Raw genomic sequence first — 23,690 nt, forward strand, 5'->3', positions numbered from 1 at the left:
AATGCGATCCGTTCAGCGCGTGCCAGCAGCGGGTTTACACGGGTGCCGGAGGGAGGCGAGTTCCCTATAATTGCCAATTAGTATATTAGTTGGCCAACGCTTCGAAGAAAGCGGCCGGCAGCCACCCACCGGAGACACCCCATGCACCTCGAAGATTCGACCGGACCGCGCCAGGCGGCTCATGCGACAACCGCCGCGCCCACCGCCGTGCGATGGCGGATTTTCTGGCTGCTGCTGTTGCTGTCGTCGATCAACTACATCGACCGCGCTTCGCTGTCGGTCGCCTTGCCGATCATCTCGACCGAATTCCGCCTGTCGCCGGCGATGGAAGGCGTGTTGCTCAGCGCGTTCTTCTGGACCTACGCGCTGATGCAGATTCCGAGCGGGCTCCTGGTGGATCGCTTCAAGGCGCGCACCATCGTCGGCCTTGCCACGATCGGGTGGGGCGCCTGCCAGGCGGTCGCGGCGGTCTGCTTCAGTTGGGTGCCGCTGCTGCTGACGCGGCTCGGGCTGGGCATCGCCGAATCGCCGATCATGCCGGCCGGCGCGAAACTGGCCGGCACCTGGCTCACGCCGTCGGAGCGGGGCCGCGGCGCGGCGCTGCTCGACGGCGGCGCGCCGCTCGGTTCGGCCTGCGGCGCGATCATCATCACCGCGCTGATCACGGGCCTCGGCTCGTGGCGGCTCGCGTTCGTGGTGGCCGGCGTCGGCACCATCGTGGTGGGCATCGCCGCATGGTGGTACATCCGCAATCACCCGTCGGAGCATGCGGGCGTGAACGCAGCCGAACTCGCGCACGTGACGGCGCACGCGGCGCAAGCCCGCACCGGCGAACCGAAGGCCGGCGTGCCGTTTCGCGAGTTGCTGCGCGACCGCTCGGTGCTGTTCATGTTCGCGAGCTGGGCCTGCTACAACAGCGTGTTCTACGGACTGATGACCTGGATGCCGAGCTATCTGCACAAGGCGCACGGCTTCGATCTCAAGCAGATGGGCGGCGCGACGTTCGTGATCTTCATGTTCGGCTTCGTCGGCGAACTGTTCGGCGGCTGGCTCGCGGACAAATGGCGCTCGGCCGGCGGCGAGCCGAATCGCGTGATGCGCCTGATGTTCGCGACGGCCGGCTTCGTCTCGGCCGTGGCGATCCTTGCCGTGAGCTTCGCGACCGGCCTGGTCAGCGTGGTGGTGCTGCTGTCGATCGCGCTGTTCTTCATCCGCTGGTGCGGCATGTTCTGGGGCGTGCCGGCGGCGCTCGGCGGCCAGTCCCGCGCGGGCCTGCTGGCCGGCGCGATGAACTTCAGCGGCAACATCGTCGGCGTCATCGTGCCGATCCTGATCGGCCTGATCGTGCAGTTCACCGGCACCTACTTCCTCGCGTTGATGTTCTTCGTCGTGGCCGCGTTCGGCCTGGCTGTCTGCGCGAGCCTCATCGATTACCGCGACCGGGGCCTAGACTGAGTCGCCACCGTCGCACGATTTGCACGCTTCACACGGAAACCATCATGTCCTCACTCTCCACCGAAACCGCGCCGGCGTCGGCCGCGCCGCGCACCCGCGCGATCCGGCTGCATCCCGCCGACGACGTGGTCGTCGCCGTCGAGCAACTGGTGGGCGGCACGCAGCTCGACGACGAGGGTGTCGTCGTCGCGGGCCTGGTGCCCGCCGGCCACAAGGTCGCGACGCGCGCGATCGAGGCCGGTGCGCCGGTGCGCCGCTATGGTCAGATCATCGGCTTCGCGAGCCAGCCGATCCGGCCCGGCCAGCACGTCCACACCCACAACCTCGACATGGGCGAATTCGCGCGCGACTACGCATTCGGCGAAGGCACGCACGACACGGCCTACATGGCGCCGGCACAGCGCGCCACGTTCGACGGCATCGTGCGCGAGGACGGCCGCGTGGCCACCCGAAACTACATCGGCATCCTGACTTCCGTGAATTGTTCGGCAACGGTCGCGCGGGCGATCGCCGATCACTTTCGCCGCGACATCCATCCCGAGGCGCTGGCCGCCTACCCGAACGTGGACGGCGTGGTGGCGCTCACGCATGGCGTGGGCTGCGCCGTCGATCCCGACGGCGAGGCGCTCGCGATCCTGCAACGCACGCTCGGCGGCTACGCCTGCCATCCGAACTTCGCCTCGGTGCTGGTGATCGGGCTCGGCTGCGAAACCAACCAGATCCCGCGCCTGCTCGAAACGCAGGGGCTGAGCGAACATGCGCGGCTGCGCACGTTCACGATCCAGGACAGCGGCGGCACGCGCAAGACCATCGAGAAGGGCATCGCGATGATCGAATCGATGCTGGCAGCGGCCGATGCGGTGCGCCGCGAGCCGGTCGGCGCGAGCCATCTGACGGTCGGTCTGCAGTGCGGCGGTTCGGACGGCTATTCGGGCATTACCGCGAACCCGGTGCTCGGCGCGGCCGTGGACCTGCTGGTGCGGCATGGCGGCACGGCCATCCTGTCGGAGACGCCCGAGATCTACGGCGCCGAGCACCTGCTCACGCGCCGCGCGCTCACGCGTGAGGTGGGCGAGAAGCTGGTCGCGCGGATCCGCTGGTGGGAAGAATATTGCGAGCGCCATCATGCCGCGATGAACAACAACCCGTCGGCCGGCAACAAGGCCGGCGGGCTGACCACGGTGCTCGAGAAGTCGCTCGGCGGTATCGCCAAGGCCGGCAGCACGAACCTGGTCGACGTCTACGAATATGCGATGCCGGTGCGTGCCAAGGGCCTGGTGTTCATGGATACGCCGGGCTACGACCCGATCTCGGCCACCGGCCAGGTGGCGGGCGGCGCGAACCTGATCTGCTTCACGACAGGGCGCGGCTCGGCCTACGGTTGCGCACCCACGCCGTCGCTGAAGCTGGCCACCAACAGCGCGCTGTGGCGCCGCCAGGCCGACGACATCGACCTGAACTGCGGCGACGTGCTCGATGGCGGCGCCCGCATCGATGCACTCGGCGCGACGCTGTTCGGGATGATGCTCGATGCCGCCTCGGGCCGCGCGACGCGCAGCGAGCAACACGGCTACGGACAGAACGAGTTCGTGCCCTGGCAGATCGGCGCGATCACCTGACCTTCCCCTATCCGTTGCAAGGAGTTGCCTAGATGCAATCGAGCGTTTCCAGCCCGCGTTATGCGGGCGTGTTCCCGGTCGTGCCGACCATCTTCGCCGCCGACGGCCGTCTTGATCTCGACGGGCAGCGCCGCTGTGTCGATTTCATGATCGACGCCGGCTCGACCGGCCTGTGCGTGCTCGCGAATTTTTCCGAGCAATTCTCGCTGGCCGACGACGAGCGCGACGCGGTGATGCACTGCGTGCTCGACCACGTGGCGGGCCGCGTGCCGGTGATCGTCACGACTTCGCATTTCGGCACCGCCGTGTGCGCCGAACGCAGTCGCCGCGCGCAGGATGCGGGCGCCGCGATGGTGATGGTGATGCCGCCGTATCACGGCGCGACGTTCCGCGCGAGCGAGGCGGCGATCTACACGTTCTTCCGCACGGTGTCGGACGCGATCGAGATTCCGATCATGATCCAGGACGCGCCGGCCAGCGGCACGACGCTGTCGGCCGCGCTGCTGGCGCGGATGGCGCTCGAGATTCCGAACGTGTCGTACTTCAAGATCGAGGTGCCGCAGGCGGCCGCGAAACTGCGCGAGCTGATCGCGCTGGGCGGCGACGCGATCGTCGGCCCGTGGGACGGCGAGGAGGCGATCACGCTGATGGCCGATCTCGAAGCCGGTGCGACCGGCGCGATGACGGGCGGTGGCTATCCCGACGGCATTCGCACGATTGTCGATGCGTGGGCGGCGGGCAACGCGGCGGAGGCCGAGCGCAATTACCAGCGCTGGCTGCCGTTGATCCTTCACGAGAACCGCCAGGGCGGCATTGCCACCGCCAAGGTGCTGATGAAGGCCGGTGGGGTGATTGCGTCGGACGCGATGCGCCATCCGCTGCCCGACATGCATCCGGCCACGCGCGCGAGCCTGTTGCGGATCGCGCGCCAACTCGATCCGTTGGTGCTGCGCTGGGGACGTTGAGCGCGGGAAGGGGCGGTATTGGGGTGGACGCGGTGCGACATCGATACGCGGGCTTGCCCGCCGATATGTCGCCATGCATTCGGGTCCGCTACAATTCGCGCTTTTTTCTCCGCGCCCCCACCCATGAAATGGCTCGCCGCGCTCTGCGCGCTGACGATCTCCGCGACCGCATTCGCGTCGTCGTGCCCACAATTCTCCCCGTCCGGCCAGGAACCCGTACTTACGAATCCGAAGATGGCGCGCCAGACGCGCCTGATCTGCTATTCGGATTTCGTCGTGCTGCATTCCGGCGTCACGCACACGCCGTTGTGGTCGGCCGAGCATCTGACGGCCGCGCATCTGGCCGACGCGAAGGACGAGGTGCGCACCAACCGCTTCTTCGTCGAGCGCCGGCTGCCGGCCGGCGACAGCGCCACGCTGGCCGACTACCGACGCAGCGGCTACGACCGTGGCCACCTGAGCCCGGCCGGCGATCGCTGGAACGATCAGGCGATGGCCGAATCGTTCTCGCTGGCGAACATGATCCCGCAGAATCCGCAGAACAACCGCCGCCTGTGGGCGCACATCGAGGCAGCGGTGCGGGCGATGGCCGTGCGCAACGGCGAGGCCTACGTGGTGACGGGGCCGATGTTCCATGGCAGCGAGTTGCAGACGATCGGCGAGAGCCGCGTGATCGTGCCGACGGATATCTTCAAGCTCGTCTATCTGCCCTCGAAGAACACGGCGTTCGCGATCGTCGTGAAGAACGTCAACGCGAAACGGTACGATATCGAAACCGTGCACGAACTGGAGGCGGCCAGCGGGCTGCGCTTCCTGGGCGTGCCGGAACGACTGAAGGATTCAAAGCCAGGAGGGTTGTCGGGTGTCTAAGACCAATTTCACCGCTTTCGCGGACGACGCCAGCGTCGTCAATATCGCCGGCGACGCGCTGACGATCAGCAACGATCCGTCGCGCATCCAGATCAGCGGCGATTTGGAGATCGCGCGCGATCAGGAAGGGCTCAAGCGCGCGCAAGCGCTGCTGGCGGCCGTGACGAGCATCGTCGAGGTGCTGAAGGCCACGCCCAATCTGCCGGCCAAACTGGCCGACGAACCGCCGGCGCCCACCGGCAAGATCGCCAACCCGTTCTGAACGAAAGCGACAGCGACAGCGGCACCGGCGGCCCGGCCGCCGCGCCCGCTCAACGCGTCAGCAAGCGCCGCACGCGCGGCGCGACTTCCTCGGCGAAGCGCCGCATGTCGGCCTCGAACGGCTGGAACTGCAGCATGAACAGCTCGATGCCGGCGCGATGGAACGCGGCGATGCGCTGGGCCACCTCGTCGTAGCTGCCGACCAGCCCGGCCGCGGTGCCGCCGTTCGAGCCGACGCGCGCCGATTGCGCGAAGTTGCGCCACATCACCGCGTTCGGATCGATGTGCTGCTTCTGTTCCTCGCGCAGCGGCTTGTCGAGTTCGGCCAGCGCGAACAGGTGCGCGAGGTGCGCCTCGGCCTGCGCGGCGCTCTCGCGCGCGATCACGAACGCCGACAGCCCGTAGCGCAGCGGCGCGGCCCCGGCCGGCCGCGGCCGTGCATTCAAATCGGCGATCAAGGTTTCGACGTCGTCGAGCGGCTGGCCGTTGATGAACCACACGTCGCCCTTGTCGGCCACCAGCGCGCGCGCCGGCTCCGATTCCCCACCCACGTAGATGCGCGGCCGCGACCGGAACGGGTCGGTGGGCCGCAGCGCGTAATCGTCGATGCGGAAGTGCTCGCCGGCAAAGCGCACGGTTTCGCCGCGCAGCAGCGCGTCCACCACGGTGATCCATTCGCGTCCGTAGGCGTAGCGCGCATCGTGCTCGGCGAAGCCGATCCCGGCACGCTCCAGCTCGGGCCGGTTCCAGGCATTGACGAGATTGATCGCGAAGCGCCCGCCGCTGATGTGCTCGATCTGCTGCGCCATCTTCGCCAGCACGACGGGATGGTAGAGATACGGCTTGATGGCGGCGATGATCTCGATGCGCTCGGTCAGCGCGGCGAGCGCGGCCGAGGCGGTCCACGCCTCGAGCTGGTCGAGCGAGGGCCGATGCGGATTGATGGTGTGCTGGGCCACCAGCACGGAATCGTAGCCGAGCCGTTCTGCTTCCAGCACGAGCGCCTTGTTGCGCGCCCAGGAGGCGTCGTACGGCTCGTCGGGGTCCTGCAGCGCGGCGCGGCTGCCATGCACGAGCGCCCACACGCCGAAGCGGGGAAGGGAAGCGGACATACGGTTTTCTCGATCGGGTCGAAGCAACCGGTCATGTTCGCGCCGCGGGCGGCCCGCACCAACCAAGTTATTCAGCTAAGCATGTTCCTGCCGGTGGATGCGGGAGCGGGCATCGGCATCGGTGTTGATATCGGCGTTGATCAGCGCGGCGGCGCGGGCACCTCGATCGCCAGCAGCGCCGAGCTGACCGATTTGCCGTGCGCGTCGAGCGCGAGCGAACGCGTCACGCCGCCGCCGAGCGCATCGTCGAGCACGAAGTTGAACGCGGCCAGCGCGGGCAGTTCGTAGCGCCGCACCTCGCCGTGCACGAAGGCCCCGAGCCAGGCCTTCACCCGCTCGGCGCTCAGATGCTCGCGCAGGTGCGCGTAGTCGCGCGCATCGCGGCAGATCACCGAAACGTTCAGCGTATTGCCCTTGTCGCCCGTGCGCGAATGCGCGAGTTCACGCAGTTGCATCGTTGTCCTCCACGATTTCGAAGCCGGCCCGCACCTGTTCGCGCGGCAGCAGCACCGATTGCACGGCCAGCACCTCGCGGGCGGCCTTGGTCGCGCCGCCGCCGCCGGCGGGGCCGTTCGTATACAGCGTTTCCACTTCGTTGCCGATCCGCACCGCGTCGGCGGCAGTGGCGGTGCGCGCGGCCACGCGCAGCCTTACTTCGGCGGGTTCACCGCTGCCGCCGATATCGGTCGCGCCGTACAGCGCATCCACGCCGATCAGATCGATGCGCAACTCGCTCACCGGCACGCCGGTCAGGCGCAGCCGCTCGCGCACGATCTCGCCGGCCAGCCGCGCGCGCGCCAGCGCGCCGGGGCCGCCGTAGGAGATCTGGCCTTCGCCGATATGGCCGTCGGTGTAGGCCACCGACACCTTCAGCGTGTCGGGCCGCGCCCGGCCGATCCCGCCCGTCACGCGCACGCGGTCGGGGCCGGCGTCGGCCATCGTCACGGCGCTGAAATCGGCCGTCACGTCGGGTTGCAGGTAGCGCGCGGGATCGTGAATCTCGTACAGCAACTGCTGCCGGCAGGTGTCGAGGCCCACGCGCCCGCCGGAGCCGGCCACCTTGGTGATCGTCACCGCGCCGTCGGCCTCCACCTCGCCGATCGGAAAGCCGAGCCGCGCGAGGTCCGGCACGTCGAGCCAGCCCGGGTCGGCGAAATAGCCGCCGGTCACCTGGCCCGCGCATTCGAGCAGATGGCCGACCACGGTGGCTTGGCCGAGCGTGGCCCAGTCGTCCATGCGCCAGCCGAATTCGTGGATCAACGGCGCGGCGAACAGCGACGGATCGGCAACCCGGCCGGTCAGCACCACGTCGGCCCCGGCGGCGAGCGCGGCGACGATCGGCGCCGCGCCCAGGTAGGCGTTCGCGGACACGATGCGCTCGCGGTAGGCGGCCACGTCGTCGCCCGATTCGACGAAACGGAACGCGCCGCGCAGCACGGCGTCGAGCACGTCGTCGCCGGTCACGGCAGCCACTTTCAGCGGGCCGACGCCGAGTTCGGTGGCGATGCGCGCCGTCTCGCGCGCGGCGGCCAGCGGGTTGGCCGCGCCCATGTTCGAGACGATCCGCACGCGGTGGCGCGCGGCGGCCGGCAGCACCGCGCGCATGCGCGCGCCGAGCAGCGGGTCGTAGCCGAGCGCGGGGTTGCCGCGCCGCGCCTGCTGCGCGATCGCGATGGTGCGCTCGGCCAGGCATTCGAAGATCAGATAGTCGAGCGCGCCGTGCTCGGCCAGTTCGACGGCCGGCTCGATGCGGTCGCCCGAGTAGCCGGCGCCGGCGCCGAGCCGCACGCGCCGGGCGGAGGAAAGATCGGTCATGACGAGGTGTCCGGTCGCTTGCGCGACGAAATGAGCGACGAAATGGGCGGCAAAATGGGCAACGGCAGCGCGCGCCGCCTCACAGGGCGAAGATCCCGAACGCGACGCAGGCGATCGTCATGACGACCGACGCGCCGAACAGCAGCGGGAACGTGAATTTCTGGTGCTCGGCCAGCTCGATGCCGCACAGCCCGACCACCAGGAACGTGGCGGGCGTCAGCGGGCTGACCGGGAAGCCGGTGGTCATCTGCCCGAGCAGCGCGGCCTGGCCCACATGGAGCGCCGGCACGCCGAGCTGGCCCGCCACCTCGGCGATTACCGGCAGGACGCCGAAATAAAAGGAGTCCGGATCGAACAGCAGGCTCAACGGCATCGACAGCAGCCCGAGCGCCACCGGAATATGGCCGGCCATCGACGGCGGCACGAAGCCCACCGCGGCGCTCGCCATCGCCTTGAGCATGCCGCTGCCCTGCATCACGCCGGTAAACACGCCGGCCGCGAGCAGGATGCCGGCCATCATCAGCGCGGCGCGCGCGTGCGCGTCGATGCGCTTGCGCTGCATGTCCACGTCGGGATAGTTGACGAGCAGCGCGATGCAGAAGCCCACCATGAACATCAGCGCGGGCGGGATCTTCTCGCCCATCACCACCATCGTGCCGAGCACCAGCACCGTCAACACCAGGTTGAACCCGAACAGGCGAGGGCGGCGCAGCGCCTGCTGGTCGGCGCTCAACACGCGCTCGGGCATCGGGATCGCGCCGCCGCCCAGGTTCGCGCCGAGCCGCCGCTCCTCGCGGCGGCCGAGCCACCAGGCCGCACCGAACACGAACGCGAGGCCGACCGCCTGCACCGGAATCAGCGGATTGAACAGCGCCGAGACGGGCAGGTGCAGCGAGGCCGAGGCGCGGATCATCGGGCCGGTCCACGGCAGGAAGTTGATGCCGGCCGCCATCGACACGGCCGCCGCGAGCACGCGGCGGTCCATGCCGAGGCGGTCGTAGAGCGGCAGCATGGCCGGAATCGTTACGAGGAAGCAAACCGCGCCGGAGCCGTCGAGGTGGATCAGCAGCGCCAGCAGCGTGGTGCCCATCACGATCCGCGTGGGCCGCGTGCCGACCGCGCGCAGGATGCGGTCGATGATCGGATCGAGCGTGCCGGCATCGGTGATCACGCCGAAATACAGAATCGCGAACACGAACATGCCGACCACCGGGGCCAGGCTTTTCAGGCCGCCGACCACGAATGCGCTGGTTTGCAGCCCGAAGCCGCCGATCAGCGAGGCCGCGATCGGCACGAGGATCAGCGCGACCAGCGGCGACATGCGTTTCGAGAGGATCGCGCCGAGCAGCACGACGATGGTGGCCAGCCCCAGTAACGGCAGCATGATGGTGTCTCCGGTCTTGTCTTTTGATTCGGCCGAGCGTAAGTTCGCAAACGCGATAACGCAATTGAAATGATTTGATTGCAGCAATCACGAACTTTTATGGATCTGAATCTCCGCGAATTGCGTGCCTTCGTGACCGTCGCGCAGGCCGGCAACTTCACGCGCGCCGCGGCGCGCCTCAATCTTTCGCAGCCCGCGCTGACGGTGCAGATCCGCCGGCTGGAGGACACCGTGGGCGCGCGGCTGTTCGACCGCAACAGCCGCAGCGTGGCGCTGACGCAAACCGGGCGCGAGCTGCTGCCGCTGCTGCAGCGCTCGCTCGACGACATGGAGCGGGTGCTGCGCGACGCCCGAGCGCTGGGCGACGGCACGGCCGGCACGGTGCGGCTCGCCTGCCTGCCGACGTTCGCCGCGAGCACGCTGCCGGAACTGATCCGCGCGTTCCGCGAGCAGGTGCCGCGCGCGCGCTTCGAGATCCGCGACGGCGTGGCGAGCGCCGTGGAGGCACTGGTGCGCAACGAGGAGGCCGATCTCGGCCTGACCGGCGGCGAGGCGCTCGACCCCGCGCTCGAAGTGCTGCATACGGGCGCGGACCGGCTGGTGGCGGTGTGCCCGCGCAGCCATCCGCTGGCGAGGCGCCGCAGCGTGACGGCCGCCGAGGTGGCGGCCGCGCCGCTGGTGCTGACGGCGCGCGGCACCAGCGTGCGCGCGGTGGTGGATGCCGCGCTGGCCGGCGCCGGCCTCGCGCCCGAGATCGCCTGCGAGCCGACCTATATGATGACGGCGGTGGCGATGGTGCGCGGCGGGCTGGGCGTGACGATCCTGCCGGCCTCGGCGCGCGAGGTGCTGGCCGAGCCGGAGCTGGTGGCGCGGCCGATCGACGATCCGGCGTTCGTGCGGCCCGTGGCGCTGATCAAGCGGCGTGGCCGGACCTTGCCGGCCGTGGTCGAGGCGTTCGCCGAGCGCGTGATCGCGCGCGGGCTGTCGTGAGCTTCATACGCTCGCACCAAGTTGACTAGTTAACTTGGTGGTGCGAAGCATCGATTCCCCGGCAAGTCGCAATCATGCACCGCGATCGCGCATGCTGATTCGTCTGAAACCTATATGGAATAAAGCGTTCAGGGTATCCCCTAGGTCGCCGTTCGTTTTGGCGAAATTGCTTGCCAATGCGTTTTTGTTAACTCATTCTTGTCTATACAAGATCGCTCGTTAGCTTGGCTGGTAGTTCCAAACCTATGGGGAATGTCGACATGAAGAGTAAGCACAGCCGTCTCGTTTCGCTGTTGATCGGCGCGGTGTTCGGATCCGCGATGATGGCCGGCGCCGCGCAGGCGAAAGATTGGAAAACCGTCACGATCGCACTCGACGGCAGCTATGCGCCGTGGAACCTGACGCTGCCGGGCGGCAAGCTGGGCGGCTTCGAGCCCGAGCTGGTCGCGAAGCTGTGCGCGCACGCGCAGCTCAAGTGCAACCTGGTCACGCAGGATTGGGACGGCATGATTCCGGGCCTGCAGGCCGGGAAGTTCGATGTCCTGATGGATGCGATCTCGATCACGCCCGACCGCGAGAAGATCCTCGCGCTGTCGCAACCGTACGCGGCCACGCCGGCCACGTTCGCCACCTCCGATCCGAAGCTGCTGCCGAAGTCGGCGCCGAACACCGCCGCGCTGCGCCTCGACAACGACGCGCGCAGCAACGCGCCGGCCATCGAAGCGCTGCGCCGCGCCCTGAAGGGCAAGACCATCGGCCTGCAGTCGGGCACGATCTACACGGCCTTCGTCAACAACAACTTCAAGGATGTCGCCTCGGTGCGCGTCTACAAGAGCGCGCCCGAGCGTGACCTCGATCTGGCCAACGGCCGCATCGACGCCTCGTTCGACGACATCACCTACTACACGGCGAACGCCGACAAGTCGCACGTCTTGCCGGCCGGCCCGGTGGTCGCCGGCCCGATCTGGGGCCCGGGCGAAGGCCTCGCGTTCCGCAAGACGGATACCGACCTGAAGGCCAAGTTCGACGCGGCGATCGCGGCGGCCAAGGCCGACGGCACGATCAAGAGCCTGTCGATGAAGTGGTTCAAGACGGACGTCACGCCCTGAGCGTTTCGCCGTATCGCGGCGCCGTGTTGCCCACGGCGCCGTTTTCGTTGCATCGGTCGTTTGGCCCGTTGTTTGACCCGTTTTTGACCCGTTACACCTGTAGCCGGATTTGCCTGGGGGCGTCATGTCAATCATCACCATGCTCGGTTTCGGATCGGAAGGCTGGGGCAGCGTGCTGCTGCTCGGCGCGCTGATGACGGTCGTGCTGACCATCTCCGCGCTGCTGATCGGCTCCGTGTTCGGCGGCCTGATCGCGGCCGCCAAGCTGTCGCGCTTTCGCACGCTGCGCGTGCTCGGCGACTGCTACACCACGGTGTTTCGTGGCGTGCCCGAGCTGCTCGTGATCTACCTGTTCTATTTCGGCGGCTCGACGCTGGTCACCACCATCGGCCAGTGGTTCGGTGCCGACGGCTTCGTCGGCGTGCCGCCGTTCCTGATCGGCGCGGTGGCGGTCGGCATGATCTCGGGCGCCTATCAGGCCGAGGTTTACCGCGCCGCCGTGCTGGCCGTCTCGCGCGGCGAGCTCGAAGCCGCGCGCGCGATCGGCATGCCGCGCCTGACCGCCGCGCGCCGCATCCTGATCCCGCAGGTGCTGCGCTTCGCGTTGCCGGGCCTCGGCAACGTCTGGCAGTTGAGCCTCAAGGATTCCGCACTGATTTCCGTTACCGGCCTGGCCGAGCTGCTGCGCGCCACTCAGGTGGCGGCCGGCTCGACGCACGACTACTTCCTGTTCTTCGTGGCGGGCGGCGTGCTGTATCTGGCGATGACGGGCGTGTCGAACCGCATCTTCGGCAAGGCCGAGGCGCGTGTCGGCCGCTCGTTCAAGCGCAACTTCGCACGCAACTGACGCGGGGCTTTCCATCATGCATATCGATTTCCCGTTCCTGCTCGACACGATGCGGCAACTGATCGCCGCCGTGCCGACCACGCTGGGCCTGTTCTTCCTGTCGCTGGTGCTGGGCGGGCTGCTGTCGCTGGTGATCGTCACGATGCGCGTGTCGCCGCATTGGCTGCCGAACCGCTTCGCGCGCGGCTATATCCTGGTGTTTCGCGGCTCGCCGCTGCTGATCCAGATGTTCCTTGTCTACTACGGGCTCGGCGAATTCGGCGTGATCCGCGAGAGCTTTCTGTGGCCGGTGCTGCGCGAACCGTATGTGTGTGCGGTGCTGTCGCTGGCGCTGTGCACGGCCGGTTATACGGCCGAAATCATCCGCGGCGGCCTGATGGCCGTGCCGGTCGGCCAGATCGAGGCCGGCTATGCAATCGGCCTGTCGGGTTTCTCGCTGCTGCGCCGGATCATCGGCCCGATCGCGCTGCGCCAGTGCCTGCCCGCGTATTCCACCGAAGCCGTGCTGCTCGTCAAATCGACGGCGCTGGCGAGCCTCGTGACCGTCTGGGAAGTGACGGGCGTGGCGCAGCAAATCATTCAGCAGACCTATCGCACGACTGAAGTGTTTGTCTGCGCGGCGCTGATCTACCTGTTCCTGAATTTCGTCGTGGTGCGCGTGCTCGGCCTGCTCGAAACGCGGCTGTCGCGCCACCTGCGCGCCGCGCCCGCCGTGGCGCCGCGCGCCGCCGCCTCGCTCGAAACCCGCGCCGCGCCGTGACCGGCAGCCTCACTCTGGAGAACCGCATGCAATCCGCCAACCCTGTCGCGCTGTCCGCCCGCAACATCCACAAATCGTTCGGCGCGCACCACGTGCTCAAGGGCATCTCGCTCGACGCGCACGAAGGCGACGTGATCTCGATCCTCGGCGCGAGCGGCTCGGGCAAGAGCACGTTCCTGCGCTGCCTGAACCTGCTCGAGATTCCCGACGACGGCTCGGTCACGCTGGCCGGCGAGGAACTGAAGATGAAGCGCCGCCGCGACGGCACGCTGCAGCCGGGCGACCCGCGCCAGGTGGATCGCGTGCGCTCGCAGCTCGGCATGGTGTTCCAGAACTTCAACCTGTGGTCGCACATGACGGTGCTCGAAAACGTCATCGAAGGGCCGATGCGCGTGCTCAAGCGCAGCCGCGCCGAAGCGGTGGAGGAGGCCGAGGCGCTGCTGGCCAAGGTCGGGCTGGGCGACCGGCGCGGCCACTATCCGGCGCACTTGTCGGGCGGGCAGCAGCAGCGCGTGGCGATCGCCCGCGCGCTGGCCATGCATCCGAAGGTGATGCTGTTCGACGAGCCCACCTCCGCGCTCGATCCCGAACTGGTGGGCGAAGTGCTGCGCGTGATGCGCGCGCTGGCCGACGAGGGCCGCACGATGCTGGTCGTCACGCACGAGATGGGCTTCGCGCGCCATGTGTCGAACCGCGTGATGTTCCTGCATCAGGGGCAGGTGGATTCGGACGGCACGCCCGACGAGGTGTTCGGCGAACACAAATCCGAGCACTTCCGCCGTTTCGTGTCCGGTCACGAAGACCGCAACACGAACAACTGAGCCCCTTGTTTCAACCGGTTAACCGTTCAACCGTTTCCAACGCACGATCCGCAGGCACGCACGATCATGGCCATCCTCCGTACCGACCGCCCGCTCGACTGGCACGACATCGCCGCCGTCGCGGCCGGCGAACCGCTGCATCTTTCCGAAGCCGCGCGTGAGCGCATCATGGCCGCTCGCCAACTGGTCGAGCAGATCGTCGTGCGCGGCATCCGCGCCTACGGCGTGAACACGGGCGTGGGCGCGTTGTGCGACGTGGTGGTGTCGCCGGCCGATCAGCACGATCTGTCGCACAACATCCTGATGAGCCACGCGGTCGGCGTGGGCGCGCCGCTCGGGCGCGAGGAAACGCGCGCGATCATGGCCGCCGCGATCAACAACTTCGCGCACGGCCATTCGGGCGTGCGGCTCGAAGTGGTCGAGCGGCTCGTGGCCTTGCTCGATGCCGATTGCCTGCCCGAAGTGCCGGCCAACGGCTCGGTCGGCTACCTGAGCCACATGGCGCATATCGCACTGGTGTGCGTCGGCGCGGGCCACGCGCACTGGCACGGCGAACGGCTGACGGGCGCGGACGCCTTGCAGCGGCTCGGCTTCGCGCCGCTGTCGCTCGAAGCGAAGGAAGGCCTGAGCCTCGTCAACGGCACGCCGTGCGTGACCGGGCTGGCCGCGCTCGCGCTGCAACGCGCCGGGCGGCTGCTCGACTGGGCCGACGCGGTCTCTGCCATGAGCTTCGAAAACCTCGGTGGCCAGATGGCCGCGTTCGATGCCGATTCGCTCGCGTTTCGCGTGTCGCCGGGCCTCGCACGGGTGGGCCAGCGCATGCGCGCGGCGCTGGAAGGCAGCGGCCTGCTGGCCGCCGCGCTCGGCCGGCGCACACAGGACCCACTCAGCCTGCGCACCATTCCGCATGTGCATGGCGCGGCGCGCGACGTGCTGGCGGCGACCGGCGAAGTGGTCGATCGCGAACTGGCGTCCACCACCGACAACCCGATCGTGACGGGCACGCCCGAGGCCCCGCGTGTCTATTCGCAGGCGCATGCGGTGGGCGCGTCGATCGCGCTGGCGATGGACAGCCTGGCCGTGGCCGTCGCGCAGGTGGCGGCGATGGCCGAGCGGCGCATCGATCGGCTCGTCAATCCGCTCGTCAGCGGGTTGCCGGCGTTCCTCGCACATGCGAGCGGCACGCGTTCGGGTTTCATGATCGCTCAGTACACCGCAGCATCGCTGGTGGCGCACAACCGGCGCGAAGCCGCGCCGGCCAGCCTGGACGGCGGCGTCACCTCGGGCCTGCAGGAAGATCACCTGTGCCATGCCACGCCGGCCGCGCTCAAAGCGCTGCTGGTGATCGAAAATAGCTGCCGGATACTTGGGATAGAATTGCTCGCGGCCGCGCAGGCCTACGACCTGCAGCCGGTCGAAGCGCCGCGTGCCGCGTACACGGACACGCTCTACATGCGGATTCGCCACGACGTGGCGACCTATCGCGACGATCGGCCATTGGCCGACGACATCACGCTGGCCTTCGGGCTGATCGCGCATGACGCGCCGCCGCCGCTGCCCGATCCCGTGAAGGTGCGGCCGGTGGACGGCACCCTGATGCACGATGCGGCGCCCTCGGTGGCGGGCGGCCCGGTGGCCTCGGCCAACGACGTGCTGCCGGCCGCGGTCGGCGGCTGATGAGCGTGGCAAGCCGTGTAACAAGCAGCGTAACGAGCCGCGCGGGGCAGGGCTGGCCGATGGCCCTTCACGAAAGAAGTCGAGAATAACGATGACAACCAACGCAGTGGACGATGCAGCGCAGCCCCAGGCCGCGCGCAAGCTGGCACCCGCCTACGAGCAGATCAAGCGCTACGTGATCGGCCATATCGAGAACGGCACCTGGAAGCCGGGCGACATGATTCCGTCCGAAACCGAACTGGTGAAGGAGTTCGGCGTGGCGCGCATGACCGTGTCGCGCGCGCTGCGCGAGCTGACGGCCGACCGCGTGCTCAAGCGCGTGCAGGGCTCGGGCACCTTCGTCGCGCCGCGCGACATCGAATCGACCGTGCTCGACATCCGCAACATCGCCGATGAAATCGTCTCGCGTGGGCATCGGCATACGGCCAGGGTGCTCGCGCTCGAAATCAGCCAGGACCCCGAAGCATTGGCCGCCCTCAACCTGATCAAGGGGCCGGTGTTTCATTCGCTGATCGTGCACTGCGAGGAAGGCGAGCCGATCCAGTACGAGGATCGCTACGTCAATCCGCAAGTGTTCCCGCATTATCTGGAGCAGGACTTCACAACCGAGACGCCGAACCACTACATGGTGCAGCTCGCGCCGATCCAGCGCGCCGATTTCCGCATCTACGCGCAAAAGCCCGATGCGCCGGTGCGCCGCCATCTCGCGATGGAGATCGGCGAGCCGTGCCTGATGATGTGGCGGCGCACGTGGGTGGGCGAATCGGTCGCCACCTCGGTGCAGCTCTGGCATCCCGCCTCGCGGTTTCATCTGGCCGGCAGCGTCTGAGCGCCAGCGTTTGATCGCGCGCCCGTTCGTGGCGCGCCTTGGCTTTATTCCTCTGCTTGACTAGACAGGATCGTGTCGCAATGCCGGACACGATGATGTCGTTCATCTTCACCTCATATCGTTTTTAAAGGAACGGATGCCGTATCGGGATAAACACCGAGTGGCGGCCGAACCCGTCGTTTTTTATTGAAAACGAGTTGTCTAGACAACATGAGGCGGATAGACTCAGGCCATTCCTTCTTTCCTTCCTGGGGCCGTCATGAACCATCCGAAGCATATCGATCCGCGTCTCGATCCGACCCGCGTGATCCGCGCGCCGCGCGGCAGCGAGAAGACTTGCAAGACCTGGCTGGCCGAGGCGGCCTATCGCATGTTGCAGAACAATCTCGACCCCGAAGTGGCCGAGCATCCGCATGCGCTGGTGGTGTATGGCGGCATCGGCCGCGCCGCGCGCAACTGGGATTGCTTCGACCAGATCCTGGCCTCGCTCAAGGATCTGGAGGACAACGAAACGCTGCTGATCCAATCGGGCAAGCCGGTGGGCGTGTTCCGCACCCACGCCGATGCGCCGCGCGTGCTGCTCGCCAATTCGAACCTCGTGCCGCACTGGGCCACCTGGGATCACTTCAACGAACTCGATCGCAAGGGCCTGATGATGTACGGCCAGATGACGGCCGGCAGCTGGATCTACATCGGCAGCCAGGGCATCGTTCAGGGCACCTACGAAACCTTCTTCTCGGTGGCGAACCAGCATTTCAACGGCGATCCGTCGGGCCGCTGGATTCTGACGGGCGGCCTCGGCGGCATGGGCGGCGCGCAGCCGCTGGCAGCCACCATGGCCGGCTTCTCGATGCTGGCCGTGGAATGCGACGAGTCGCGCATCGATTTCCGCCTGAAAACGCGCTATGTCGACAAGAAGGCCAGCACGCTCGATGAAGCGCTGGCCATGCTCGACGAAGCCAAGCGCGCCGGCAAGCCGGTGTCGATCGGCCTGCTCGGCAACGCGGCCGACGTGTTTGCCGAAGTGGTCGAACGCGGCATCGTGCCCGATTGCGTGACGGACCAAACCAGCGCGCACGACCCGATCAACGGCTACCTGCCGCAAGGCTGGGGCGTCGAGCAGTGGCGCGAGGCGCAGAAGGTCGATCCGCAAAGCATCGTGCTGCCGGCCAAGCAATCGATGGCCAAGCAGGTGCAGGCGATGCTGAGCTTGCAGGCGCGCGGCGCGGCCACGCTCGATTACGGCAACAACATCCGCCAGATGGCGCTCGACATGGGCGTGAAGAACGCGTTCGACTTCCCGGGCTTCGTGCCGGCCTATATCCGCCCGTTGTTCTGCGAAGGCAAGGGGCCGTTCCGCTGGGTCGCGCTGTCGGGCGATCCCGAGGACATCTACAAGACGGACGCGAAGGTCAAGGAACTGATCCCCGACGATCCGCATCTGCACAACTGGCTCGACATGGCGCGTGAGCGCATCGCGTTCCAGGGCTTGCCGGCGCGGATTTGCTGGGTGGGCGTGAAGGATCGTTACCGTCTCGGCCAGGCATTCAACGAGATGGTCAAGAACGGCGAGCTGAAGGCGCCGATCGTGATCGGCCGCGACCACCTCGATACCGGCTCGGTGGCCAGCCCGAACCGCGAAACCGAAGCGATGAAGGACGGCTCGGATGCGGTCAGCGATTGGCCGCTGCTGAACGCGCTGCTCAACACGGCGGGCGGTGCGTCGTGGGTGTCGCTGCATCACGGCGGCGGCGTGGGCATGGGCTTCTCGCAGCACTCGGGCGTGGTGATCGTGGCCGACGGCACCGATGCCGCGCACGAACGCCTCGGCCGCGTGCTGTTCAACGATCCGGCCACGGGCGTGATGCGGCATGCCGACGCCGGCTACGAACTCGCGCGCGACACGGCGCGCGAGGCCGGGTTGAAGCTGCCGATGCTGGGCCGATAACGCGCCATAAGCAAAACGCCGAGTTCATAAAAAACGCGACGCCCACTTCGGCGTCGCGTTTTTCCTTTACACCGCCATCCCGCTCATCAAGCCGGGTCGGCGTACTTCAGCGTCCAGCTCAACGTGCGGCTCTGCCCCGAGCCGAGCGTGAACGGCTGCGTCGTGCAGGCGAACTTCGAATGCAACTGCCCGATCGGCGTGGTCGACAGCGGATTGGTCGCGTTGTTCGCCGTGCTGAAGTCGGACAGCGCGCAGCTCGAGAAGCCCGTGGTCGCATAGCCGGTGGCCGCGCCGTTGCCGTAATTGACCGACACGCCGTCCGCGTTCGCCGTGGTGCTCGCCAGATCGTTGAACGCCGTGTAGTCGGTTTCCACCGCCAGGTTGCCGGTCAGCGTGGCCGAACCGAGCGTGTCGGTGCGCGAGATCGAGCCGTGCGCGAACGTGAGCACCGTATGCGTCTGCAAATCCAGGTCGGTCGACGCGGCGGCATTCTTCGACGCCACGCGGAACTTCGTCGTGTCGAAGCTCACGACCACCTGGCCGTTGCTCTCCTGCACGTTGAGGTTCTGGTAGTACGTGACCGGCTGATAGGTCTTGCCGTTGTAGCTGACCTGCGGGATCAGCAGCGCGTAGGCCAGATCGGTGGTGCCGTAGATCAGCTTGTCGGAGAACGGCACCGGGTAGTACGGCGTGAACGAGTTGTAGTCGGGCGCCTGGCTCAGGTTCAGGTTGATCACGCGCTTGCCGTCGCGCACCGTCACGAGCGCCGCGCTGTACGGGTGCGCGGTATCGGTCGGCTGGTTGTACCAGGTCAGCTTGACGTGCGGCTGGGTGCTGTCGAGCCAGGACTGGAACTGCGTGTCGGTCAGCGGGGCGGCTGCGCCGAAGCCGAGCTTGTTCCACCAGGCGTTCACGTACAGGTACTGATGCAGCAGGCTGAAATTCTCGCCCATCGCGCGCGGCTTGCCGCGATAGGTATCGGTGCCGCGGCCCTTGACCCACATGTTGACCGACGGCGTGGGCAGCGTCGGGTCGTACCAGTAGTTCTCGAAACGCAGCGCGGCGCGGTAGATATACGCGTAGGCGGCCTGCTTCTCGGCGTCGGTCAGCACGCCGGCATTGGCGGCCGCCGTCAGCACCTCCATGAACGCCGAATCGCCGTACGGGCCGATCGAGCGGCCGTAGTTGAAGCCTTCGCCGTCGGTATTGAGCTGCGGCAGGATCAGGTCCACCGACTTGCGCAAGTAGCCCTTCAGCTCGGGCGTCAGGTTCGCCTCGTTGCCCATCTCGAACGTGCGCTCGGTCACCTCGCCGATCAGCAGCGTGCTGTAGCGGTCGAAGCGCGCCTGATCGTAGTAGGTCTTGCTGGTGTTCGACGCCTCGTCGGAAAATCCGCCCGACGAATCGTTGCGGATATGGTTGGTCAGCGTATAGAGCAGGGCGTCGCGCGCGTTCATGCCGGTCACGCTCGCATCCGTCTTCGATGAAAAGCTCGGGCTGCTCCAGCCGAGCTTCTGACGCAGGCCGGCGATGCCGTACGACACCGCGTAGTAGTTCTGAGCAGTATTGAGCGAGGCGATGTCGATCGGCGTGCCGCTGGCCGGGCAGGTGTTGGTCTTGCCGCTGGCGTCGGCGCCGAACATGTCGCAGAACATCAGGCGCTGCTGGAGCGTGGCCAGCATCGTGCTGCTGAACACCTCGTCGAGCATGCCGTGCGCCTGGAAGTTGTTCAGCGCGACCAGGTAGTAGTACTCGCCCCAGGACGTGTTCGCATACAGATAGTTGCTGCCGTTCATGGCCATCATGGCCGTTGTCACCTTCTGGTAGGCGGCCAGGTAATCGGCGTACTGCGGATCGTTCTTCGACTTCATGTCGATCAAAATCCACGACAGGCCGAGCGCGAGCTTGCCGGGCAGGAATTTGTCGCCGGTGTTGGTGTCGAGCACGTGCACGGGGCTGCCGTCGCCGAGGTCCATTACCACTTGCGTGAAATCGGGCGCGGCCTTGATCCGGTCGAACAGCGCGCGCATCTGGCCCATCATCGTGATCGGCACGTTCGCGCCGCTCGGCACCGAGGTGGTGGCGGTGCCATACACGATGCCCTGCAACGAAGTGGCCAGCGTAGACGCGACGCCCGAACCGCCGGAGCCCGATGCGGGCGAGGTGCTGGTTTCGCCGCCGCAGGCGGCAAGGGCGAGCAGGGCAACGGCGGTGCTGACGGCGAGTGCGGATCGCGTCCGTGTTATCGAAAGCATGGTATCTCCATCGTTTTAATGTTGTGGTGTACGAAACAATTGCGCGGCGAGCGTCAATCCATGGGCGACCTCCTCGTGATGCCGGCTGCGCCTGCGGCCCGACGCGGGACGAACGGTCCCGCGCGACGGCGTTTCGGAAACGGTCGCGGCCAGGCAGCAGCAAGCGACGGCCGGTCGGAAACCGGTCGTGCCAGCGTGCAGGGTTTTAAATCATCAGTTATCGGACAACATGGAAAGGCATCGGCCGACGCGCGCGTTGTGGGCGGCATCGCGATCCATCTCCCCCTCGATTGCGGATTCGCATGATTCTGATACGTCGTCAAACGCCGGCCGTTTCGCCACAGCGGTCGTGTGGCGGGGCGGGCTGTCGTCCATTCGGGCACGGTGACGGACGACTGACTGCAGGCTTACCAATTTGTTGTCGGATATCCTATCTCGTAGAACGCGGGATGCCTGTCGGGGATAACCAGACGTCGTCATCATTGCTGGGCGGGGCGGTGCCGACGAGGTTCGCCGGGGCGGATGGCGCGAGCGAGAGGAGGTCGGATGACGGAACGCCGCCATCGGCCGCGCGGCGCGGCGCCACGCGCCACCATGAAAAAGCCCCTCGCCGGCACGCATGCCGACGAGGGGCCAACGCATTGCGAACGGATCGCGGCCGCGAGGCCGCCAGCGCTTATTCGCTACGCTTGCGCGCCACGAACTTGCCGTTGTAGCGCAGCACCGGGCGCGTCTGGCGCACCACCGATTCGCCCACCGCCAGTTGCCGCAGCGCGACCGCGGCCGGCGGCGTGATCGAACTGAGCGCGGCCGTGCGCGAGGCCGGCGCGAGCTGCTTCGAGACCAGCAGGCTCGCGTCGTTGCGCAGGTTGGTCAGCAGCACCGGGTCGGTGGTTTTCGACAGTTGCGGCAACAACGCGCTCCAGGCCGAATCGCTGTAGTTCGTCACGTAGTAGTCGAAGCCACTCGGGTTCGCGAGCACGGCCGAACAGCCGTCGAGCCGCACCTGCGCCTGCGTGTCCTTCAGCGCGAGCGTGGTGCGCTTGATCAGGCCGTCGCCATAGGCCAGCGTGACCGGCACCGTCCACTGCGTGCCCGGATACGCATTGGTGTTCGGGAACGGCGCCTGTTTGATCGTCACGACGTTCTGGTTCTTGGTCAGATCGCATTGCGCGTCGAGCGTGAGCAGCGGCACGCCGGTCTGGCGCACGAAGCTGTCGCCGATCGGGCCGACCTTCTGGCCGCTGGCGTTCGACAGCGCATCCCACAGCCGCTGCGGCGTGCCGTTGCCGAACGAGTAGTCGGCCAGATACTGCTGCAAGCCGCGGCGCATCACGTCGTCGCCGAGATAGCCCTCCAGCATCTTCAGTACGTGGCCGCCCTTGTTGTAGACGAACGCGCCCGCGTTCACCACGAAGTCGTTCGAGCCGAACGCGTTGAAGTTCGGCTGCACCGGGAACGCATTCGGGCCGATGTCGGCGCGGATCACGGCCGCCTTGTCGCCCACGTCCTGCACCCAACTGAAGCGGTCGGGGTGGAACTGGATCGAGGTGCGGGTTTCGAAGTACGTGGCGAACGATTCGTTCAGCCAAACGTCATCCCACCAGTCGAGCGTGACCAGATCGCCGAACCATTGATGCGAGGCCTCGTGCGTGAGCACTTCCATGCCGTACTTCGACATCGTCGTGCCGGGCTTCGGCAGGATGTCGTCGGCGAATTCGAGGATGGCCCCCCAGTTCTCCATGCCGCCGAAGTTCAGGTCCTTCTGCGCCTTGAACTTGTCGTTGGCCGCCACCGTGTCGAACTTGGTCAGCGGCAGCGGGATGCCGGTGTAGCGGTAGTAGTAATCGAGCGCCTGCTTGGTTTCCTGCATCGCCGGCTTGGCCCATTCGCTCATGCCCGGCGGCGTGAAGATCCGCAGGTGCATGCCCCGGCCGTCGGGCAGCGGGCTCGTGAAGTCGTCTTCCAGCACGTCGAAGCGCCCGCCGCCGAAGAACACCAGGTAGGACGGCATCGGCGGCGTCTTGTCGAACGACACCAGCTTGTAGCCGCCGCCCACGTTCGACGCCGGCTTTTCGGCCGCGTTCGACACCACGCGCCATTCCTGCGGCACCTCGGCCGACACCTCGTAGGTCGGGCGGAACGCCGGCTCGTCCCAGCCCGGGAACCACTGCCGCGACAGATCCGATTCGCCCTGCGTGAGCACCGCGCCGCTGCTGGTGCCGTCGGTGCCCACCAGATCGACGCGGAACATGCCCTCGGCGGCCGAGCAGCCCGGGTAGGGATCGTTGTCGCAACTGCCCACCGTGCCCTTGGTCGGATCGCCGTGCGTATCGAAATTGATGATGCCCTGCCATTCCATGTGCAACGAATAGCTGCCGCGCGCGATCGTGCCGCTGGCCGGGCGCAGTTGCACGTAATCGCCCTGGCCCTGCGGCGTGGCGATCAACTGGATGTTGCCCGGCTGCAGCGTGATGCGGCCATTGGTGAATTGCAGCCGGTGCGCGGCCACCACGATCGCGTCCACCGGCTTCAGCACGTTGATCTCGACGTCGGCGCGGCCCTGGAACTGGTCGAGTGCCGCGCTCGGCCGGAACCACAGCCGGTAATTGACCGGCACCACCGTGTCGGGCATTTCGACGGGTGCGGTGCTGCGGTTCGCGGCCGGCGCCACGGGCGCGGTGGTATTGGCCGTCTGATTGCCGACGGCGCCGAACGAGACGGCCGAGCCGGAGCCGCCGTCGTCGCCGCCGCAGGCGGCCAGGGCGAGCGCGGCCACCAGCGGCAGCAGGCGGAAATGACGAAAATGGCGAAGCGTGATTTCCATACCGATTCCTTTGAAAGTGGAATGAACGGTGAATGGCTGATTGAAATGCCGCGGGCAATAAAATGCCGTCGCCGGTATTTCGCAGCGAAATGAAATGGCATCGAGGTTTGAATGAAACGCGGGGAAGCGCCGGCAAAAGCGCTGGC

At 67.2% G+C, this 23,690-nt stretch carries 19 protein-coding genes; 13 read left to right on the plus strand and 6 right to left on the minus strand.

Annotation, left to right across the window (positions count from 1 at the left end; genetic code table 11):
* Positions 1 to 141: 141 nt before the first annotated feature.
* From AB4850_RS22010 to AB4850_RS22030, 5 genes are all read left to right on the plus strand, one after another.
* On the plus strand, positions 142 to 1,455 hold the full coding sequence (locus tag AB4850_RS22010; RefSeq protein ID WP_414445098.1) for an MFS transporter: 1,314 nt from the start codon (positions 142 to 144) through the stop codon (positions 1,453 to 1,455).
* A gap of 44 nt (positions 1,456 to 1,499) precedes the next feature.
* Positions 1,500 to 3,074: a UxaA family hydrolase gene (locus AB4850_RS22015; RefSeq protein WP_414445099.1), complete on the plus strand. Its 1,575-nt coding sequence runs from the start codon at positions 1,500 to 1,502 to the stop codon at positions 3,072 to 3,074.
* A gap of 32 nt (positions 3,075 to 3,106) precedes the next feature.
* Entirely contained in the window at positions 3,107 to 4,039 is a 933-nt protein-coding gene (locus AB4850_RS22020; RefSeq protein ID WP_414445100.1) for a dihydrodipicolinate synthase family protein, read from the plus strand.
* Positions 4,040 to 4,162: 123 nt separating this feature from the next.
* On the plus strand, positions 4,163 to 4,909 hold the full coding sequence (locus AB4850_RS22025) for a DNA/RNA non-specific endonuclease (RefSeq protein ID WP_414445101.1): 747 nt from the start codon (positions 4,163 to 4,165) through the stop codon (positions 4,907 to 4,909).
* Positions 4,902 to 5,171, plus strand: a complete 270-nt coding sequence (locus tag AB4850_RS22030) for a hypothetical protein (RefSeq protein ID WP_414445102.1) — start codon at positions 4,902 to 4,904, stop codon at positions 5,169 to 5,171. The genes AB4850_RS22025 and AB4850_RS22030 overlap by 8 nt, the downstream gene beginning before the upstream one ends.
* A gap of 49 nt (positions 5,172 to 5,220) precedes the next feature.
* Here the strand turns inward: AB4850_RS22030 and AB4850_RS22035 are convergent, their stop codons facing one another.
* The 4 genes from AB4850_RS22035 to AB4850_RS22050 form a co-directional block, all read right to left on the minus strand.
* Positions 5,221 to 6,282 carry an LLM class flavin-dependent oxidoreductase gene (locus tag AB4850_RS22035; protein ID WP_414445103.1) on the minus strand — a complete coding sequence of 354 codons (1,062 nt, stop codon included), beginning with the start codon at positions 6,280 to 6,282 and terminating at the stop codon, positions 5,221 to 5,223.
* Between the two features lie 140 nt (positions 6,283 to 6,422).
* The gene (locus AB4850_RS22040) at positions 6,423 to 6,737 is read right to left on the minus strand and encodes a hypothetical protein (RefSeq protein ID WP_414445104.1); all 315 of its coding nucleotides are present in this window, start codon (positions 6,735 to 6,737) and stop codon (positions 6,423 to 6,425) included.
* Positions 6,724 to 8,097: an acyclic terpene utilization AtuA family protein gene (locus AB4850_RS22045; RefSeq protein WP_414445105.1), complete on the minus strand. Its 1,374-nt coding sequence runs from the start codon at positions 8,095 to 8,097 to the stop codon at positions 6,724 to 6,726. The genes AB4850_RS22040 and AB4850_RS22045 overlap by 14 nt, the downstream gene beginning before the upstream one ends.
* A gap of 79 nt (positions 8,098 to 8,176) precedes the next feature.
* Positions 8,177 to 9,481, minus strand: coding sequence for a CitMHS family transporter (locus AB4850_RS22050; protein ID WP_414445106.1), 1,305 nt, complete (start codon positions 9,479 to 9,481; stop codon positions 8,177 to 8,179).
* Between the two features lie 99 nt (positions 9,482 to 9,580).
* Between AB4850_RS22050 and AB4850_RS22055 the strand changes: the two genes are divergently transcribed.
* The 8 genes from AB4850_RS22055 (at position 9,581) to hutU (ending at position 18,462) form a co-directional block, all read left to right on the plus strand.
* Positions 9,581 to 10,471, plus strand: coding sequence for a LysR family transcriptional regulator (locus AB4850_RS22055; RefSeq protein WP_414445107.1), 891 nt, complete (start codon positions 9,581 to 9,583; stop codon positions 10,469 to 10,471).
* Between the two features lie 260 nt (positions 10,472 to 10,731).
* On the plus strand, positions 10,732 to 11,580 hold the full coding sequence (locus tag AB4850_RS22060; protein ID WP_414445108.1) for a transporter substrate-binding domain-containing protein: 849 nt from the start codon (positions 10,732 to 10,734) through the stop codon (positions 11,578 to 11,580).
* A gap of 124 nt (positions 11,581 to 11,704) precedes the next feature.
* Positions 11,705 to 12,427, plus strand: a complete 723-nt coding sequence (locus tag AB4850_RS22065; RefSeq protein ID WP_414445109.1) for an ABC transporter permease — start codon at positions 11,705 to 11,707, stop codon at positions 12,425 to 12,427.
* A gap of 16 nt (positions 12,428 to 12,443) precedes the next feature.
* Positions 12,444 to 13,187, plus strand: coding sequence for an ABC transporter permease (locus AB4850_RS22070; RefSeq protein WP_414445110.1), 744 nt, complete (start codon positions 12,444 to 12,446; stop codon positions 13,185 to 13,187).
* 26 nt (positions 13,188 to 13,213) lie between these two features.
* The gene (locus tag AB4850_RS22075; RefSeq protein ID WP_414445111.1) at positions 13,214 to 14,008 is read left to right on the plus strand and encodes an ABC transporter ATP-binding protein; all 795 of its coding nucleotides are present in this window, start codon (positions 13,214 to 13,216) and stop codon (positions 14,006 to 14,008) included.
* 66 nt (positions 14,009 to 14,074) lie between these two features.
* Positions 14,075 to 15,685 carry an HAL/PAL/TAL family ammonia-lyase gene (locus AB4850_RS22080; RefSeq protein ID WP_414445112.1) on the plus strand — a complete coding sequence of 537 codons (1,611 nt, stop codon included), beginning with the start codon at positions 14,075 to 14,077 and terminating at the stop codon, positions 15,683 to 15,685.
* A gap of 91 nt (positions 15,686 to 15,776) precedes the next feature.
* Positions 15,777 to 16,514, plus strand: a complete 738-nt coding sequence (gene hutC, locus AB4850_RS22085; RefSeq protein WP_414445113.1) for a histidine utilization repressor — start codon at positions 15,777 to 15,779, stop codon at positions 16,512 to 16,514.
* 259 nt (positions 16,515 to 16,773) lie between these two features.
* Positions 16,774 to 18,462 carry a urocanate hydratase gene (gene hutU, locus AB4850_RS22090; protein WP_414445114.1) on the plus strand — a complete coding sequence of 563 codons (1,689 nt, stop codon included), beginning with the start codon at positions 16,774 to 16,776 and terminating at the stop codon, positions 18,460 to 18,462.
* 86 nt (positions 18,463 to 18,548) lie between these two features.
* Here the strand turns inward: hutU and AB4850_RS22095 are convergent, their stop codons facing one another.
* Positions 18,549 to 20,717, minus strand: coding sequence for a hypothetical protein (locus AB4850_RS22095; protein ID WP_414445115.1), 2,169 nt, complete (start codon positions 20,715 to 20,717; stop codon positions 18,549 to 18,551).
* A 676-nt stretch (positions 20,718 to 21,393) separates the two neighbouring features.
* A complete protein-coding gene (locus tag AB4850_RS22100) occupies positions 21,394 to 23,544 on the minus strand; it encodes a M1 family metallopeptidase (protein ID WP_414445116.1) in 2,151 nt (716 codons plus the stop codon).
* Between the last annotated feature and the right edge of the window lie 146 nt (positions 23,545 to 23,690).

Origin of the sequence: Burkholderia sp. 22PA0106, assembly GCF_047497155.1 — a bacterium.
Classification (GTDB): domain Bacteria; phylum Pseudomonadota; class Gammaproteobacteria; order Burkholderiales; family Burkholderiaceae; genus Burkholderia.